At 43.2% G+C, this 16,379-nt stretch carries 16 protein-coding genes; 9 read left to right on the top strand and 7 right to left on the bottom strand.

The window, feature by feature from the left end:
* Nucleotide 1 precedes the first annotated feature (1 nt).
* The 5 genes from FQ608_RS16260 to FQ608_RS16280 form a co-directional block, all read right to left on the bottom strand.
* A complete protein-coding gene (locus FQ608_RS16260) occupies nt 2–526 on the bottom strand; it encodes a 5' nucleotidase, NT5C type (protein WP_158859302.1) in 525 nt (174 codons plus the stop codon).
* A gap of 4 nt (nt 527–530) precedes the next feature.
* The gene (locus FQ608_RS16265; protein WP_158859303.1) at nt 531–1,127 is read right to left on the bottom strand and encodes a hypothetical protein; all 597 of its coding nucleotides are present in this window, start codon (nt 1,125–1,127) and stop codon (nt 531–533) included.
* 125 nt (nt 1,128–1,252) lie between these two features.
* Nucleotides 1,253–1,672 carry a peptide-methionine (R)-S-oxide reductase MsrB gene (msrB, locus tag FQ608_RS16270; RefSeq protein WP_158859304.1) on the bottom strand — a complete coding sequence of 140 codons (420 nt, stop codon included), beginning with the start codon at nt 1,670–1,672 and terminating at the stop codon, nt 1,253–1,255.
* Between the two features lie 67 nt (nt 1,673–1,739).
* On the bottom strand, nt 1,740–2,921 hold the full coding sequence (locus FQ608_RS16275; RefSeq protein WP_158859305.1) for an aspartate aminotransferase family protein: 1,182 nt from the start codon (nt 2,919–2,921) through the stop codon (nt 1,740–1,742).
* Nucleotides 2,922–2,950: 29 nt separating this feature from the next.
* Entirely contained in the window at nt 2,951–3,850 is a 900-nt protein-coding gene (locus FQ608_RS16280) for a class I SAM-dependent methyltransferase (protein WP_158859306.1), read from the bottom strand.
* On the opposite strand from FQ608_RS16280, the gene FQ608_RS16285 reads away from it, so the two are divergent.
* The 7 genes from FQ608_RS16285 (at nt 3,845) to FQ608_RS16315 (ending at nt 9,606) form a co-directional block, all read left to right on the top strand.
* A complete protein-coding gene (locus FQ608_RS16285) occupies nt 3,845–4,498 on the top strand; it encodes an efflux RND transporter permease subunit (protein WP_158859307.1) in 654 nt (217 codons plus the stop codon). The two genes, FQ608_RS16280 and FQ608_RS16285, sit on opposite strands and share 6 nt — an antisense overlap.
* 17 nt (nt 4,499–4,515) lie before the next feature.
* The gene (locus FQ608_RS16290; protein ID WP_158859308.1) at nt 4,516–5,280 is read left to right on the top strand and encodes a 3-keto-disaccharide hydrolase; all 765 of its coding nucleotides are present in this window, start codon (nt 4,516–4,518) and stop codon (nt 5,278–5,280) included.
* 24 nt (nt 5,281–5,304) lie between these two features.
* On the top strand, nt 5,305–6,648 hold the full coding sequence (locus tag FQ608_RS16295; protein ID WP_158859309.1) for a Gfo/Idh/MocA family protein: 1,344 nt from the start codon (nt 5,305–5,307) through the stop codon (nt 6,646–6,648).
* Nucleotides 6,649–6,740: 92 nt separating this feature from the next.
* Nucleotides 6,741–7,337: a helix-turn-helix domain-containing protein gene (locus FQ608_RS16300; protein WP_158859310.1), complete on the top strand. Its 597-nt coding sequence runs from the start codon at nt 6,741–6,743 to the stop codon at nt 7,335–7,337.
* A complete protein-coding gene (locus tag FQ608_RS16305; RefSeq protein WP_158859311.1) occupies nt 7,324–7,668 on the top strand; it encodes a HepT-like ribonuclease domain-containing protein in 345 nt (114 codons plus the stop codon). The genes FQ608_RS16300 and FQ608_RS16305 overlap by 14 nt, the downstream gene beginning before the upstream one ends.
* A 33-nt stretch (nt 7,669–7,701) precedes the next feature.
* Nucleotides 7,702–8,565, top strand: coding sequence for an arylamine N-acetyltransferase family protein (locus FQ608_RS16310; RefSeq protein WP_158859312.1), 864 nt, complete (start codon nt 7,702–7,704; stop codon nt 8,563–8,565).
* A gap of 282 nt (nt 8,566–8,847) precedes the next feature.
* On the top strand, nt 8,848–9,606 hold the full coding sequence (locus FQ608_RS16315; protein WP_158859313.1) for an LOG family protein: 759 nt from the start codon (nt 8,848–8,850) through the stop codon (nt 9,604–9,606).
* A 5-nt stretch (nt 9,607–9,611) separates the two neighbouring features.
* On the opposite strand, the gene FQ608_RS16320 is transcribed toward FQ608_RS16315, so the two are convergent.
* The gene (locus tag FQ608_RS16320) at nt 9,612–12,668 is read right to left on the bottom strand and encodes a PVC-type heme-binding CxxCH protein (protein WP_158859314.1); all 3,057 of its coding nucleotides are present in this window, start codon (nt 12,666–12,668) and stop codon (nt 9,612–9,614) included.
* A gap of 342 nt (nt 12,669–13,010) precedes the next feature.
* Here FQ608_RS16320 and FQ608_RS16325 point away from each other — a divergent pair, with 342 nt between their 5' ends.
* Nucleotides 13,011–14,171 (top strand): aldose epimerase family protein, encoded by a 1,161-nt coding sequence (locus tag FQ608_RS16325; RefSeq protein ID WP_158859315.1) that lies wholly within the window; start codon nt 13,011–13,013, stop codon nt 14,169–14,171.
* An 8-nt stretch (nt 14,172–14,179) separates the two neighbouring features.
* Nucleotides 14,180–15,217, top strand: a complete 1,038-nt coding sequence (locus tag FQ608_RS16330; RefSeq protein WP_158859316.1) for an SMP-30/gluconolactonase/LRE family protein — start codon at nt 14,180–14,182, stop codon at nt 15,215–15,217.
* Here FQ608_RS16330 and FQ608_RS16335 read toward each other — a convergent pair.
* A complete protein-coding gene (locus FQ608_RS16335; RefSeq protein WP_158859317.1) occupies nt 15,206–16,342 on the bottom strand; it encodes a geranylgeranyl reductase family protein in 1,137 nt (378 codons plus the stop codon). The two genes, FQ608_RS16330 and FQ608_RS16335, sit on opposite strands and share 12 nt — an antisense overlap.
* Nucleotides 16,343–16,379 lie beyond the last annotated feature (37 nt).

Below are 16,379 nucleotides of genomic sequence, written 5' to 3' on the forward strand. Positions count from 1 at the left end.
ATCAAAGCAGTAACCGCTCCACTTCTTCCCAATTTTCAACCCGATGATGCTTTCCGGGATCTGCAATTGAATTGTGTGGCTGGGTAAAGAGAATTGTTCTCTGTCCCTTAAAGACATTTAGGTTCTTAAAGTGGTCATCAATCATAATATCTGTACAAATTAACGATTTCGAACCACAGAGGACAATCTGCTTCCAATGGATAAACGGAAAATGTTCCGCCAACCAATCGTACTTTTCCTTTAGGCTGTTTGGAAACTCCATAGCCGCTGAGACGATAAATAGTTCAAAGGATTCGTTAAGCTTTTCCATTACCTGCTGACATCCAGCAATTATTGGGGCTTTGCTGAAGAATCCGGGGCTGTTGACATGTTTCAGGATATGTGGGAACGCTTCTGCTTCCGTTTTCCCTACAAGATGTTCCGCCGTCAGTAATACGCCGGTCTCCTCCCTATGCATCGTTATGAAGCTTGCGTAGACATCAGCCAGGACACCATCCATATCCACCGCAATCGAAGGTTTGAACATGCTTTTATTTTTTGTTGAGCGCATCTACCAACTGACGATTCAGTTTTCGTTCCCGTTCCAAAGTGTTTTTCCTATGTTGTTCATATTCCTCCTGAACTTCATCCAAACGCTTTTTGGTTTCCGCAGTGACGACATGGCTTCGTCTGAACCGAAAATAGGATACGATCAAAATCAAAGCCAATGTTATTATCAACCCCCACACCAGGTTATTATAGAGGTTTTTATGTAAATAAAAACCAAGGAAAGAGAAACTGTCTTTTTGGGATATTGCATCCTCCAAAGCCTCGTTAGTTTGAATTATTTCCGCATTTAACCCTTCAATACTTGACTTTTGTTCATTAAGCTGGATATTGATGTCAGCAATTTGTTTCTGGTAAGCGCCGATGGAATCAATAATATTGGATTCAAGCTGATCCAATTGTGTTTTTCTGATAACTTTATACTCTTGGTAGTTTGTAGAAACACTGTTAATATATTCAAATTGACTCTTGATTGACCCTCTATCCAACCCGCCTTCTTGGGCATAGGCTTCGGTATGCTGAAATGATGCGGCGAAAATAAAAATTGCGGCGGAGAGCACAATAAGGTTGTTTCTTCTCATAGCTTAATCGGTTGGTACTTAAATTTTATCGGTAAAATGCTTTAAATTTTTTACAATATTAACGATTGTGGACTTAATTATGGTAATACATCATGATATTCATGGTCATAATCAAGTTTTTCGCATTAGGCTTCTTTTTTAAATTCCAGTGAAACAGAATTGATGCAATACCTAATCCCACCTTTGTCCTTTGGTCCGTCCGGAAACCGATGGCCTAAATGTCCGCCACAAGAAGCACACAAAATTTCCTCTCGGATCATTCCGTGTGAGCGGTCGGTTTCTACCAAAATGGCTTCTGGAGCTACCGGTTCTGTAAAACTCGGCCATCCGCAGCCGCTGTCATATTTGTGCCTGCTGTGGAAAATCTCGTTTCCGCAGCCGGCACATTCATAGATGCCGGTTTCTTCGTTTAAATAATATTGTCCGCTATAAGGTCTTTCCGTCCCTTTTTGCCTTAGGACGTGGTAGGTTTCCGGATCCAATTTTTCTTTCCAATCCTGCTCTTCTTTTTTTATAGGAAAGCTGTGCTCTTTGGGGGATTTCATGATAGCTTGATTTAATTGAGTGTAACAGAACTACCCTAAGAATGGTGCCATTGTTTTGGTTTTTGAACTAATCTCCTTCTATGGCTTTCAATATAATCTGACAGGAAATCCGAATTTCCTCGTGGGAAATAATCAACGGCGGTGCTATTCGCATGGCATCGTCACAGAATAAAAACCAGTCAGTTATTACCCCTAAAGCGATAGCCCGGTCAATTATTGGCTTTAATACATCAAAGGATTCAAATTCCACGGCCATCATCAATCCTTTGTTTCGAATACCTTTGATTTTGGGATGTACCAATAGCTGTCTGAAAAGATTGGCTTTTTCTTCCACTTGCGCAATGAGATTTTCACATTGGAGAATTTGTAACGTAGCTAAGGAAGCCGCTGCCGATACAGGATGCCCACCAAAGGTGGTAATATGCCCCAGCAAGGGATTGTTTTTTAATGCGGACATAATCCGCTGCGGGGCGATAAACGCGCCTATGGGCATTCCTCCCCCCATTCCTTTGGCACAAACAACGATATCTGGTATGAAATGGTAATGCTCAAATGCCCAAAATTTTCCGGTACGGCCGAAGCCTGCCTGAATTTCATCCACAATCAACAGAGATCCCACTTCATCGCAGCGTTTTCTGAGGGCCTTGAAGTATTCCGTGGAGGCTACCCGAATTCCCGCTTCTCCCTGAACGGTTTCTATAATTACCGCAGCAGTTTCCGAATTAATGGTTTCCAATTGATTCATACTGCCATATACGATGTTGGAAATGCCAGGCAGTAAGGGTCGGTAGGCCCGCTTAAATTGTTCGTTGCCACCCACGGACAGTGCCCCGTGGCTCGAGCCATGGTAAGCGTTTATGCAGGACACGATTTCCCGGCGGTTGGTGTATCGCTTAGCGAGCTTTAAAGCACCTTCTACAGCTTCGCTGCCGCTGTTCACTAAATATACATTGTCGAGCCTGGAGGGTAAAGTCTGACAAAGTGCCTGTGCTAAGAGCGTCTGGGGAGCCTGGATGTATTCGCCATATACCATCAGATGTAAGTATTTATCCAGTTGTCGGTGTATTGCTTCGAGTACTTTGGGATGGCGATGCCCCACATTACTGACTCCGATTCCAGATATCAAATCTATATATTTCTCCCCTTCCTGACCATACAGCCAAATACCTTCAGCCCGATCAATTTCTATAAGTAATGGAAAATCGGTGGTCTGTGCCAGATTGGAAAGAAAAAGTTGCCGGTTGTTCATGTATGGAAATTTGAAGTGGGGGATGTAGGTTATGGGTGGCTTCTAAACCTGTAAAAAATACCAAGGGGTAACTTTTTCTCAAATTTGTCTTCCAAATAAAGTTCTCCATGCTCTGCCTGGGAAATATAGGGGAAACTCGCCTGGACCAAATTGGCAGCGATCAGCGAAGAAAAACTAAGGGAGTACATGTTAAGAATTAGAAAGTTTGTTTTTGGATCCAGTATTTGGGAGCAAAGTTTTAACAGTTCGTTGATGCCTTCCTCCAGAATCCATTTTTCACCATCTGGTCCGCGGCCATAAGCAGGGGGGTCCAATATGATTCCCTGATATTGGCTGCCCCTTCTCACTTCCCTCTTGACGTATTTCATCGCATCGTCTATGACCCAGCGGATGTCCTGCTGCTTGGAGGCCTCCATGTTAAATTTGGACCAAGTTACTACTTGCTTTACCGCATCCAAATGTGTCACATCTGCACCCGCTGCCTTGGCGGCCACACTTGCGGCTCCTGTATAGGCAAAGAGGTTTAGTACCTTTGCTTTTCCCGGAGGAAACCCATCGAGCGTTTCTGTGATATAGTCCCAGTTTACGGCCTGCTCCGGAAAGATTCCGATATGCTTGAAAGAGGTTAAAGATAGATTGAGGGTCATCTGTAAACCCGCGGGATTCCTATAGGATATGGTCCAATGTTGGGGCATTTTTTTAAGGATTTCCCAGTTGCCCTTGTCGGGATTTCCCTTTTCTTTGGCAAAATGGGCATGGGCCATTTTTCGCCAAGTCTCGTCATCCATACGCTTGTCCCATATTGCCTGAGGTTCGGGTCTGCTAAGTATATATTCCCCAAACCGCTCCAATTTCTCAAAACCACCGGTATCCAACAGTTCATAATCTTCCCAGTGCTGGGGCGTAAGGGATAATGTTTTCACTTGCATGGCACAAAAATACGGATTAACGCCGAACCAAAAAATCGGGTTTTTAATTTTGAATGTTGGGATGAATTAAGAACAGGAGCGAATATTACGGTTGGACAACCTATTGGACACTGGATAAACCATATGCTAACTGGGACACGGGCAAATATTGCCATCCGGATTTTTGGAGACGACCTGAACAAACTCTTTTATCTTTCTATCCAAATTAAAAATGAAATACAAAATATTGAAGGATTGGTTGATTTGAGTGTGGAACAGCAGGTTGAAATTCCGCAGATTCAAATAAAACCAAATAGGGACTTACTCAACAATTCCGGAATTACCATCGGAGCATTCAATGAATTTATAGATGCCGCTATTGCGGGAAAAAAAGTATCGGATATTTATGAAGGCGCTAAGATTTTTGATTTGATCGTGAGATTGGATGAAGGAAGTAGGGCAAAGATTGAAGATTTAGGGGATATACTGATAGATGTGAAAAGTGAATGGTCAATGCATACAAATTCACAATTCACAATTCACATTTTTTGTTTTAAAGTGAAAAATCTCAGTTGCTATACCGATGATTTGAATGTAAGCCTCCAAAATTTATTTACAAATGGTGGGGTTTATTTCTCAATATTCATTTATTTTGAACTTGACAATTAACATAACTTCAATTACCTATGAAATTACACGCTATATCTTTGGGTCTTATTTCGGGCCTTTTTGTACTTTCCCCGTCGATGGCACAGGAGGAAGAGATTAAATTACCCCCCCAGGCCACTGAGTTTTATACCCCGGTTGTAAAGAAAGTTTCACCCGGAAACGAAAACCATCAGCCGCCTGCCGACGCCATTGTACTTTTTGACGGAAATAATCTTAATGCATGGGTAAGCGACAAAGCCGGAAGTACCGCCGCTCCCTGGAAGGTGGAGAATGGAGCCTTTACTGTTGTTCCACGGACTGGGGGCATTCGCACCAAAGAATCCTTCGGTGACGTGCAGGTTCACGTCGAATGGTCAGCACCCACTGTCGTAAAAGGCACCGGACAGGGAAGAGGGAATTCCGGATTTTTCTTTATGGGCAAATACGAATTGCAAATACTGGATTCCTACGACAACGAAACCTATACAAACGGTATGGCTGCTAGTATTTATAAGCAACACCCTCCATTGGCCAACGCTATGCGACCTCCGGGAGAGTGGAATACATATGACGCTATATTCACCGCTCCACGATTTAATCAGAACGGGATGTTAATCTCTCCTGCTCGAATTACGGTTATTCATAATGGTGTATTGGTTCAAAACAACGTGGAATTAAAAGGACCTACCGAATACATCGGAATTCCCCACTATGTGGGTCACCCGGAGGCATTACCTATTCATCTACAGGACCATGGAGATCTGGTGAGCTTTCGAAACATTTGGGTTAGAAAGCTTGACTAACCCATCAATTAGAACAAACTAACCATGAATACACGAAGAAAATTCATCCAAAAATCCATTTTAGCCACTGCTGGTATGACGGCTTTACCGAACGTGATTACCGCAGAGCATCTTGCTGCATTAAAAAAGAGAGTGGGCGCCAATGATCAACTAAATATTGGGCTGATTGGTTGCAAAGGAATGGGTTGGTCAAATATGAACAGCCATTTGTTGTTACCGGAAGTCAATTGTGTTGCATTGGCAGACATAGATCAAAGTGTCCTGGATCAGCGTTCTGCCAATGTGGAGGAACTACGGGGTAAGAAACCCAAGCAATATAAGGATTACCGGAAAATGCTTGAAGATAAGGATATTGATGCCGTTATCATCGGTACGCCGGATCATTGGCATTGTCTGAATCTGATAGACAGTCTTTCGGCTGGAAAACACGCGTATGTGGAAAAACCCCTGGCCAATTCTATAGAGGAGTGCAACCTGATGGTGAAAGCTGCTGAACGGTATGGAAAGATAATTCAGGTGGGACAATGGCAGCGCAGTGGTTCCCAATATGCCCAAGCAATCGACTTTGTAAAGACTGGAAAGCTTGGAAATATACGTCTCGTAAAAACCTGGGCCTATCAGGGGTGGATGAATCCGGTTCCTGTAAAACCAAATGGGACTCCTCCTCCTGGCGTAGACTACGACATGTGGCTGGGCCCAGCTCCAAGTAGAGCCTTCAATGAAAACAGGTTTCATTTTAACTTCCGTTGGTTTTGGGATTATGCTGGAGGTCTTATGACCGATTGGGGTGTACATGAAATTGACATTGCCTTATTTGCCATGGGTGTCAGTGCTCCCAAATCCATTATGGCGTCCGGGGGTAAACTGGCCTATCCGGATGATGCTTCCGAAACTCCCGACACATTGCAAACCGTATATGAATACGATGGGTTTAATATGCTTTGGGAACATGCGACTGGAATTGACGGGGGAAACTATGGTACTACGGAGGGTATAGCTTTCATTGGAAACAATGGCACCCTTGTGGTAAATAGAGGCGGATGGAAAGTCATCGCCGAAACAGAAAATGTGAATGGGCAGCGAAAAGAAAAAATTGAGGCGATGGAGCTGGTAAAGCCGGAAGGCAATGCCCAACAGCTTCACTGCAAAAATTTTGTTGATTCCATTAAAGCAAATGATCCCTCAATGTTAAAATGTGGAATAAAAACTGGCTCTGTGGCTGCGATCAACGCCCACATGGGTAACGTGGCTTATAAGTTGGGCAAGAAGATTTACTGGGACGCCGCAAAAGGAGCTTTTTCTGAATCAGAAGCAAATAAAATCGCCAAAGCTAATTATAATAATGGCTGGAAACTGCCTAAGGTATAGAGCTTACCAATTTCAAACAATTGTAAAAAAGCAAGATTTCGGTCTTGCTTTTTTTATTTTATTTCCTAATTTCGTCAACAAAGCCACCCTTCATGATAAACCCATTTGGAGATAAAATCCGGACACTAAGAAAACAAAAGAAATGGACGCTCAAAAAGGTTTCCGATCTCCTTAGAGTAGATCAAGCGATACTAAGTAAGGCCGAAAGGGGAATCAGAAAGTTAACTAAACCTCAGGTGATGAAACTTATCTCAATTTTTGACGTTTCTCCTGAGATTTTACTCACACCCTGGGTTGCGGAAAAAGTAGCTTCGACCATCGGAGAGGACCACGAATATGCCGACGAGGCACTAAAACTGTCCCATCAGGTGGTTGCTTTTCGCAATTTCCAAAAGTTCAATTATCGGCGAAATCTATCAGATTTGGTAGACGTCATAAGTAGATTTCAAAAAGTGGAAAAGGCTTGGATATATGGCTCATTCGCCTCAAAGCGGGTTACTGCGGCGAGTGATATTAATTTAGCTATTCAGACAGCCGATTCATTTACTTATTTTGACCTAGCCGATATTAAAAACAAGTTGGAGAATAGGGTTGGTAGGCCCATTGATATCGGATGGATGGATCAATTTCGGGAAGAGGTGATGCAATCCATAAAAGATGAGATAATTTTGATTTATGAAAAAGGGTGATAAAAGCTTAAACCGTTTTCGGGAGATTCTCCAGGCAATCGCAAAAATCAACGAATACATGAGATTAACCAACTGGGATGATTTTAAAACGAGTAGTATGCTTAAGGATGCGGTACTTTTTCAGTTTGCAGTTATTAGTGATGCCATACTGGAAGTTGACAATAGTTATCTTGAAAAATACGACTATCCGTGGTATCTATTGAAAACATTCCGAATACTCTTGCGGCAAGATAATTTTGAGATTAGGCACATAGCAGTTTGGCATACGATCAAAGAGAATATAGTGGACCTGGAAAAATCCGTAAAACTAATCCTCAACAATGAATTTTAGCCTCTTGTTTACCACAGATAAAAAAGCCTCCAAATGTCCATAAACTATTCCCGATTAGGCTTTTCTCCCTTTGCACTACCCCTTTCTCCATCCGAAGTTAAAACCTACTTAAATAGATTGGGAATACTTTCTTCCCCTATGCCAACCTTGGCAACCTTACAACAGTTGCACTATCTCCACCCGCAGGTTTTTACTTTTGAGTCGTTAAATCCCCTTTTAGGGATTGACGTGGACCTTGACACGGCTGCAATATTTCAAAAAATGGTAGTAGACGGAAGGGGAGGCTATTGCTTTGAGCAAAACCTACTTTTTGGTGCCCTGTTACATTCTCTAGGTTTTGAAGTAAAAAGTTTGGCGGGAAGGGTATTATGGAACGTACCGGAAAATAAAATTCTTCCGAGAGATCATATGGCATTAATGGTGAGGTTGGAAGGACAAAGATTTTTAGTGGATGTAGGATTTGGCGGAAATACGATGACAGCACCTATGCTTATGGATAGCGATGAGCCTCAGCCAACATCCCACGAATGGTTTCGGGTAAGCAGATTGGACGATCAGTTTATGCTTTCAATACAGATCAACGGTGAATGGCAGGAGATGTACCAGTTTGGATTGGAGGAGTATTTGCTTCCGGATTATCAGGTGATCAGTTGGTATTTGGGAAACCATCCGGATTCTATTTTTACTAAAGACCTTATGGCCGCTAGAACACTACATGAGGGAAGATATACATTGAAAAACAATCTTTTCAGTAAGCATCAAAAGGATGGAACAACTGTAAAAAGAATTCTTCAAACTCCAAAGGAACTTTTGTCCTTACTCGAAAATGAGTTTAAAATCAACATTAACTCGCTGAACGACCTTACTGAAAGGTTAAAATCCATACAGTGGGACTGAAATTCTTATAATCTGAAAATCCTCGAAATTTTTATGTCAATTACCCCAAGTAAGAACATGCTTGTAAACGATTGAATCACAAGTTTTTACTTTCAAATAGACTGGAAAGAAAACAACATTGATATTTTCCAGCTTTGTGTAATGTAAACTTCTTAACGAAAAATCACGTTTTGAACATACTTATAATTATTTAAAATCCTTCAAGAAGCGTTTAAATTATCGAAGGAAGGGGTATAAGTGCTATTACTAAGCAATGCCTAATGTTTTTAAAATAATTGAACCATGATCAAAAAGACAGATAAATCAATACCACCATTAGTGAACCCGGAAGAGGAGGCATTTTTTGCAGGTCCGCAAACCCGATATAAAGACTTTAAATTTAGCTTAAAAGTATTGCGGGAGTTTATCCGGGGCTTTCGAATACTACACTTTGTTGGCCCCTGTGTGACCGTTTTTGGATCGGCACGTTTTGAGGAGAAGGACGACTATTATCAACTTGGGATGAAAGTAGGGGAGAAAATTAGCCGACTGGGCTTTACAGTCATGACCGGGGGTGGTCCGGGTATTATGGAAGCAGCTAACCGGGGTGCAAAAAATGCAGGGGGAAAATCGGTGGGCTGCAACATCGTCCTTCCATTTGAACAGTTTCCCAATGCCTATCTGGACAAGTTCGTCAATTTTAAGTACTTTTTTGTCAGAAAAGTGCTTTTGTCCAAATACAGCTATGGTTTTGTAGTTTTACCAGGAGGCTTCGGTACTTTGGATGAGCTCTTTGAAGCGTTGACGCTTATTCAAACGGAGGTGATTCATCGCTTTCCTGTTGTATTAATGGGAAAAGAATTTCATCAACATGTCTATGAGCATATCGTCCACATGGCAGAGGTTGGTACAATCAGCAAATCTGATATAGATTTGTTTCTCTTGACCGATGACTTGGAGGAAATGGAGAATCATCTGAAAAAATATGCCATCGAAGAGTTTGGATTGAGGCAGCGGGAAGTTGTAAAGCCATCTGTATTGCTAGGAGAAGAAAAACTATAATTAGTTTAATCTTGCATTAAATAAGCAAAGAGATCCTTCACTTCCTGCTCGGTTAAAGGTGACAAAAGCCTTTCCGGCATGGAGGATACCTGTTGGATATTTTTTGTCAAAATTCTTTCCTCAGGAATTATTGTACGCTTGTTTCCGAAAATCGGCATTAGCTCAATAGTTCCACCTGACTGACTGGCAATACTTCCTACCAACGACCGGCCATCTGTTGTTTGAATTTGGTAGGTTTCGTAACCTTCCCTGATGTCTGCATTGGGATCGACAATGTGTAGGAGCATATAATCCAGGTTTTTTCGGTCATAGCCGGTCAGTTCTGGTCCGATAATACCTCCTGATCCTTTCATACGGTGGCATGCTCCGCAGGTTTCCACATAGATGGCTTTTCCACGTACTTGATCCCCCTTTTCTTTGGTCAGTATCGCTCTTAAATCGTTCATTTGATTGGTTTTCTCGGAGGGTGTAGCGGGCTTGATTGTCGGCCAGTGTGTCTCTGCTTTTTTACTGACGGTCTGGTCCTCCAAGAAACCGAAGTTTTGGGCCAAATGAAAGGGAACGTCATCAGGTGAAATGACACGGCTATTTTCAATCTCGTTGAAAAAGGCCTTTGCCCATTCTGCCCTAGTGGCAAAGAGCGAAATCGCTGCTTCCCGGACGTAGCTGTCTGCCCGAATACCTGGGTATATACTGGCTATTTTCTCTCCAATCTCGTAACTGGGATACCCCTGAAGGGCATGGAGTGCCCTTTGTTTTATTGCGGACGAAGGATCTTTTTCCACCAGTGTCAACAGCACGGGTGCAGCTTCTTTTGGGTTTATTTCTCCCATTATTTCAATATATGACAAGCGCAGGCTTATTTCTTGATTCCTGTCAGAGATAATGGCCAATGCCTCTTTTATGGCTTCCTGATTCCCCTGCCTGAGGGCTAAGGTAAGAGGCGCCGTGCCCAGTGACTTCTGAAAGCTCTCTAAGGTTTCAGCGAGTTCTTTGGGAAGTGAAGCAGCACTTGTTCCCCTCAATCCTTCCATGATTCCATCTACCAGAAGCTTCTCATGTGCTTCAGTTGGTGCCAGCCGAAGTAACGCCGCACATGCTTCCATATCAACTTTTTCTCCGGTCATAATCCAACGCTGAGCAAGTCTTTTTAGGATTGTTTGTTCCACCAAGGGCCATTTCCAAGAATTCCCCTGGCTGAATAATTTCATTATTTCGGCATGGTTTTCATGGGCCTTAGATTCTATTGCCCACCAGATCAACAACGGAATATCCGGATCCCCAACATCGGACGAACTTGCTAACAGAATCCTAATTAAAGGAAATGCCGAAATACTCTCAAGTCTTTTTGCCGAGGAGGCGAGCTGGCTTCGGACCTCGGGATGTAATTCATTAGCCGCCAATTTATTAATTGCTTGCGACACCTCCGTGGACAAGGTTCCCTGATCTCCTAGGTACCTGACACTCCACATACGGACAAAGGGGTCGGCATGTGAAAGCCCCTGTAATGCTACTGAATCATTCCATCCCCCGGATAAGTAGACGGCCCATAGTGCTTCCAACGCAACCTGTCCGTTGTTATCCTCCATAATTTTCAGAAGATCAGGGACGATAAGTCGGTCTTTTCGGTCTGCGAATAACCGTTGGGCCTGTTGCCTATACCATTTGTTATCGTGAGTAAGTAGGGAGACCAATTCGTTGGAACTGTACTGGCTTAAGTCAAAGGGGCGAATCGGAGTTATTGCACCTTTTGCACCAAGCCGGTATATCCTCCCGCTGGTTTTATGCCAAGTGTCCCGGGGATCCACGTGTGAAAGGCGGCTGTCGTACCAGTCCGTCAAGTAAATGGCTCCGTCTGGACCTAGTTTGATGTCAATGGGTCGAAACCATCTATCGGGTGTGGACAAAACGATTTCCTCGTCAATATTCTTATAGGAGGATCCCCATGGTTCAAATCGGGTAAGCTGGATAAAATTATGCAGGGGGTTAACGGCAAACATTTTATCTGTATAGCGGTCAGGCAGTGCTCCACCTTCGTATCTTATTAGTCCGTGTGTGAACCTTTTGGTGTCACCATCCAAGGGCATCGTTGGCAGATAACCAAACGCATAGGGATTGGTCAGGGGACCATGCTTTCCCCAGCTTTTGATATAATAGCCGCCCTGCTTGTAATAGGGTCCTCTTCCTGACCCGTTGGAACCGGAGAAAATCCTTCCTTTGCTATCAAATTCTAGGTGGAAAGGGTTATTTCCTCCTCCTTCGGCAAAAACTTCAAAGACTGTAGTTTCTGGATCGTATCTCCAAATTGCCTGCCCCAAAAAGCGGAGGTTTTTCGTTGCCTTCGTATTTATTGTAGCGGTGGTAGTACTTCCTTGCACTCCATATAGCCAGCCGTCAGGGCCCCATGTAAGGCTGTTGGCCACCGAATGGGTGTCCTCCAATCCAAATCCACTTGCATGCACTTCTGGTTCCCCATCGGGAATCCCGTCGTTGTCCTTATCCGGGTAGGCAAGCAGATAGGGAGGGTTTAGCACCCAGATTTTGCCTCTGCCCAAGGCCGCAGAGGTGGCGATATTTAGACCAGTGATGGCATCTGTGGATTTGTCAAAGATGCCGTCTCCATTGGTATCCTCAAAAAATGTGATTTTATCCGCTCCTTTGGCTCCTGCCGGCGGTGCATCAGGGACACGGTCAAAGATCACACGGGTGTGGTTATCTATAGCGGTCACTTTCAACCCTTTTGGGTAAGGATATTGGTTGTATTGCACTACCCAAAGTCTGCCTTTATGGTCAAAGTTGATCTCAAGTGGCTGAACAATATCGGGTTCGGACAAAACAAGGGATATAGATAAATCTTGAGCAGTCTCGAAACCTTTAACAGCATCCTCCGGAGGTGTAGGTCGGGAAAGTGGATCGGTAAGATCACCCCTCCCCTCAAAATTTTCCATATATGTAGCCACGGCTTCATTGGCGGCAATTTCGTCGGACCATCGTTTTTGGCAGGAAAAGAGGACCGAGCAGACTAGGAACAAAAAGAGGAGATTCGGGACAAAGTTTTTCATTTGGCTAAAAATAACTAAATTTTGATAAATCTAAAAAACTCCTTTATATGTGTGGTTAGGAAATTAAGGAGAAGAATAATATCCGGTGTATTTATATTCGCGAATGAAGGGTAACGGGATAGCAAATAAAACTCTTGGGGGTACCGGGTAAAAAAGCTAAATTTGTCCTAAACCCAAAATCTATGCAAACAGAAATCGTTCCTTTATTACTTTTTATTGCCTAACCTTTGCTTTTGCTCAAAAACGAAAACCAATCGGATTCCGATTCCGAGCTTATTGCCAATGCCAAAGTTTGCCAATTTGAACCCGTATATCCAATTTATGATAAATAATTGACTAACCATGAAACAAGCCATCCTCCTTATTACCGCTGTTGCATTGGCCTTGGCCTGCAGCTCACCACAAGAAAAATCAACTGAAGAAAACCAACCCCTTATGTATTCAAAAATTGACCCAGCAAAATTCCAAGCCTCACTTCCGGCAGGTGAGGTAAAACTTTATGTATTGAAAAATAAAAACGGCATGGAGATGACCGTTACCAATTTTGGTGCACGTGTAGTGGAGCTTTTCGCCCCGGATAAAGAAGGAAAATTTGAGGATGTTGTATTGGGGTTTGATAACTTAAAAGACTATCAGGACAGCCCCGGAGGATATTTTGGCGCTCCTATCGGCCGCTATGGCAACCGGATAGCCAATGCTACCTTTACGCTCGATGGCAAAAAGTATGAACTGGAAGCCAACAATGGCCCCAACAACCTTCACGGATGGCCAGGTGGATACCATAATGTCGTTTGGGAGGTATTGGAGGAATCCGATCAGATGCTCAAAATGAAGTACGTATCTCCAGATGGAGAGGCAGGCTTTCCAGGTACTCTCACGGTAGTAATGACGTATACGTTGACGGACGAAAATGAATTTAAGATCGAATACGAGGCGGAAACAGATAAGCCAACCGTCGTCAACCTGACTCATCATTCTTTCTTTAACCTTAACGGCCATGGTAATGGAGATGTGCACAATCATCAGCTTAAATTAAATGCTGATCACTACACGCCAGTAAACGATGTGTTAATTCCCTTGGGTAAGATTGCCCCGGTTGAAGGCACTCCAATGGACTTCAGAGAGCCCCACTTGATTGGGGAGCGTGTAGACGAGGATTTCGAACAGTTGAAAGTGGGTGGTGGATATGATCATAACTGGGTAATAAACCCTGGTGGGAGTAGTGATGCGCCCAATTGGGCTGCTACGGTGGTCGTCCCAGAAAACGGAAGGACATTGGAGGTATATACTACCCAACCTGGAATTCAAGTTTATACAGGCAACTTTATGAATGGCAGCTCCAAATCGAAAGAAGGCAAAACGTATGGAAAAAGAAGTGCTATTTGTCTGGAAACCCAACATTTCCCGGATTCTCCCAACCAGCCTAATTTCCCATCGGCAGTGTTAAACCCGGGAGAGAAATATCAACATAGCTGCATCTATGCCTTTTCCGTAACAAATTGAAGCAGCAGATGAATAAAATTTCAAATTACATCGTCGCATCCCTGCTTATAGTCTTTGCAGGGTGCGGCCCTTCTGGGAAAAAGCAGGTAGAGGGCGACAAAACGAAAACGTTGCCTCTTGAAATTGAACGGAATCATGAATTAATAGACATCCTGTTTCCGGAGGGTACGGAAGCGGAAATTTTAGGTTCGGGATTTGAGTGGACGGAAGGTCCTCTTTGGGTAGATTCAGAGAATATGTTGCTCTTTTCAGAAATTCCCACCAATACCATACACAGCTGGACTGAAGCTGAAGGAATGTCAGTTTATCTGAATCCGTCAGGATATACGGGAGATACGGACAGGGGAGGGGAAGTTGGTTCTAATGGACTTTTGCTAAGTCCATCCGGGGATCTAGTGCTTTGTCAACATGGGGATAGGCAAATGGGTAGAATGACTGCTTCTTTAAATTCTCCCACCCCTGAATATGAAACAATCGTTGGGGAATATAAAGGGATGCGCTTCAACAGCCCCAACGATGCCGTTTATGATTCCCAGGGCAATCTATATTTTACAGATCCGCCCTATGGACTGGAGTTTAATATAGATGACCCAGCAAAGGAAATTGATTTTCAGGGAGTGTATAGATACGATACGGAAGGTGTTCTTACTCTTTTGTTGGATTCCCTAACCCGCCCAAATGGCCTAGCATTTTTGCCTGCGGAACAGACGTTAATAATAGCTAATTCGGATCCCCAGAAACCTCATTGGTATAGTTATCGATTGGCAGATCAGGGAAAATCGCTTTCGGATGGGAAATTATTTTACGATAGCAGCGATGCGTTGAAAAAAGAAAAAGGACTGCCTGACGGCCTAAAAGTTTCTAAAGAGGGAATTATTTTCGCAACAGGCCCCGGTGGGGTCTGGGTTTTCGATGCCTTGGGGATGGTCATTGGCCGCCTAAAAGTCGGGGAATTAACCTCAAATGTAGCGTTAGATGCCGATGAGAACTTTCTCTATGTGACTGCTGACAGCTATGTCATTCGGATTCCCATTTCAAAACGGTAAAAAAGGTATTTTTTCCTTTAATTTCTTGCGGATATCTTTGGGGAATTTTCTGTCCCCCATAAAGATATCCGTGAGAATTTCACAACCCCGCTGTCCGTAGCGGTCAACAAGCAAATTACGAAGCCGGGGGTTTTCATAGAATATTTTGGAAAGAAATCCAGAGATCTTTAATTCATGGAGCAGGTCTTCATTTAATAGTTGTTCGTACTGTCCTCCGGCTTTATAAGGATCCTGGGGATGTTGGGCGATGGCCCTTCCAGCCATCTGACCACTATATATGGCGTTGGAAATACCTTCGGCAGTAAGTGGGTCAGCAAATCCGGCCGCATCTCCGATTAAAAATGCCCCGTTCCGATAAAACCCGTCAGTTCTGGGCGATATTGGGATTTGAAACCCATGCGCTTCTTCTCTTAAAATTTCGTTAATACCTAACGTCTTAAGGTATTTACGGTAGTATTCTTTCAAACTTATATTGTTGTGTTTAAAACATCCAACACCTACAGACAAGTGGTTTTCTTTTGGAAAACACCAGCCATAGCCATATGGAATAGCGTCTACGTCAAATCGAACTTCATTAGAAAGCCGATTAAAATCTGCTTCAGAAACTATAATTTCATATTCAAGAGCAGGGATTAGCTTTCTAGTTTCTTTCCAACCAAACAACTTCGCAGTTGGACTGTATGCCCCATCAGCTGCTATTAAAAATCGGGTAGAAATATTCCCGTTAGAGGTTTTAAGCAAAATTTCCCCTTTAGACTCTATTTCCAATACACAGCTATCTTCCATTACGACTACACCTCTTTCCTTCGCTTTATTGACGAGCAAATGGTCAAACGTATCCCGCATCACCATACTAATGATAGGCTTGTCTCTAGAGGTTGTAAAGGAAATGGGAGAATGATCAAAGTAAACAGCTAGATCATTGTAGGTTTTTGAGACAGCTTCTGAGATTTCAAAGGGGAGTTTTCGTTTACCCCTATAGACCAAACCCCCTCCGCAGGTTTTATACCGGGGTAGGACCTTCTTCTCCAAAATGCAAACCGAAAGATTTCCCGCCGCAGCTTCGTAGGCAGCCATAGCACCGGAAGGTCCGGCACCCACAACCACTACATCAAATGAATTCATATTATTTTAGAATAAAAGGTTTTAAAATAACTGCTAA

The organism is Lunatibacter salilacus (genome assembly GCF_009797935.1).
Classification (GTDB): domain Bacteria; phylum Bacteroidota; class Bacteroidia; order Cytophagales; family Cyclobacteriaceae; genus Lunatibacter; species Lunatibacter salilacus.

Coding starts and splice junctions, on each gene's coding strand:
- FQ608_RS16260 (WP_158859302.1), bottom strand. CDS start 526: ATGTTCAAACCTTCGATTGCGGTGGATATGGATGGTGTCCTGGCTGAT.
- FQ608_RS16265 (WP_158859303.1), bottom strand. CDS start 1,127: ATGAGAAGAAACAACCTTATTGTGCTCTCCGCCGCAATTTTTATTTTC.
- msrB (WP_158859304.1), bottom strand. CDS start 1,672: ATGAAATCCCCCAAAGAGCACAGCTTTCCTATAAAAAAAGAAGAGCAG.
- FQ608_RS16275 (WP_158859305.1), bottom strand. CDS start 2,921: ATGAACAACCGGCAACTTTTTCTTTCCAATCTGGCACAGACCACCGAT.
- FQ608_RS16280 (WP_158859306.1), bottom strand. CDS start 3,850: ATGCAAGTGAAAACATTATCCCTTACGCCCCAGCACTGGGAAGATTAT.
- FQ608_RS16290 (WP_158859308.1), top strand. CDS start 4,516: ATGAAATTACACGCTATATCTTTGGGTCTTATTTCGGGCCTTTTTGTA.
- FQ608_RS16295 (WP_158859309.1), top strand. CDS start 5,305: ATGAATACACGAAGAAAATTCATCCAAAAATCCATTTTAGCCACTGCT.
- FQ608_RS16300 (WP_158859310.1), top strand. CDS start 6,741: ATGATAAACCCATTTGGAGATAAAATCCGGACACTAAGAAAACAAAAG.
- FQ608_RS16305 (WP_158859311.1), top strand. CDS start 7,324: ATGAAAAAGGGTGATAAAAGCTTAAACCGTTTTCGGGAGATTCTCCAG.
- FQ608_RS16310 (WP_158859312.1), top strand. CDS start 7,702: ATGTCCATAAACTATTCCCGATTAGGCTTTTCTCCCTTTGCACTACCC.
- FQ608_RS16315 (WP_158859313.1), top strand. CDS start 8,848: ATGATCAAAAAGACAGATAAATCAATACCACCATTAGTGAACCCGGAA.
- FQ608_RS16320 (WP_158859314.1), bottom strand. CDS start 12,668: ATGAAAAACTTTGTCCCGAATCTCCTCTTTTTGTTCCTAGTCTGCTCG.
- FQ608_RS16325 (WP_158859315.1), top strand. CDS start 13,011: ATGAAACAAGCCATCCTCCTTATTACCGCTGTTGCATTGGCCTTGGCC.
- FQ608_RS16330 (WP_158859316.1), top strand. CDS start 14,180: ATGAATAAAATTTCAAATTACATCGTCGCATCCCTGCTTATAGTCTTT.
- FQ608_RS16335 (WP_158859317.1), bottom strand. CDS start 16,342: ATGAATTCATTTGATGTAGTGGTTGTGGGTGCCGGACCTTCCGGTGCT.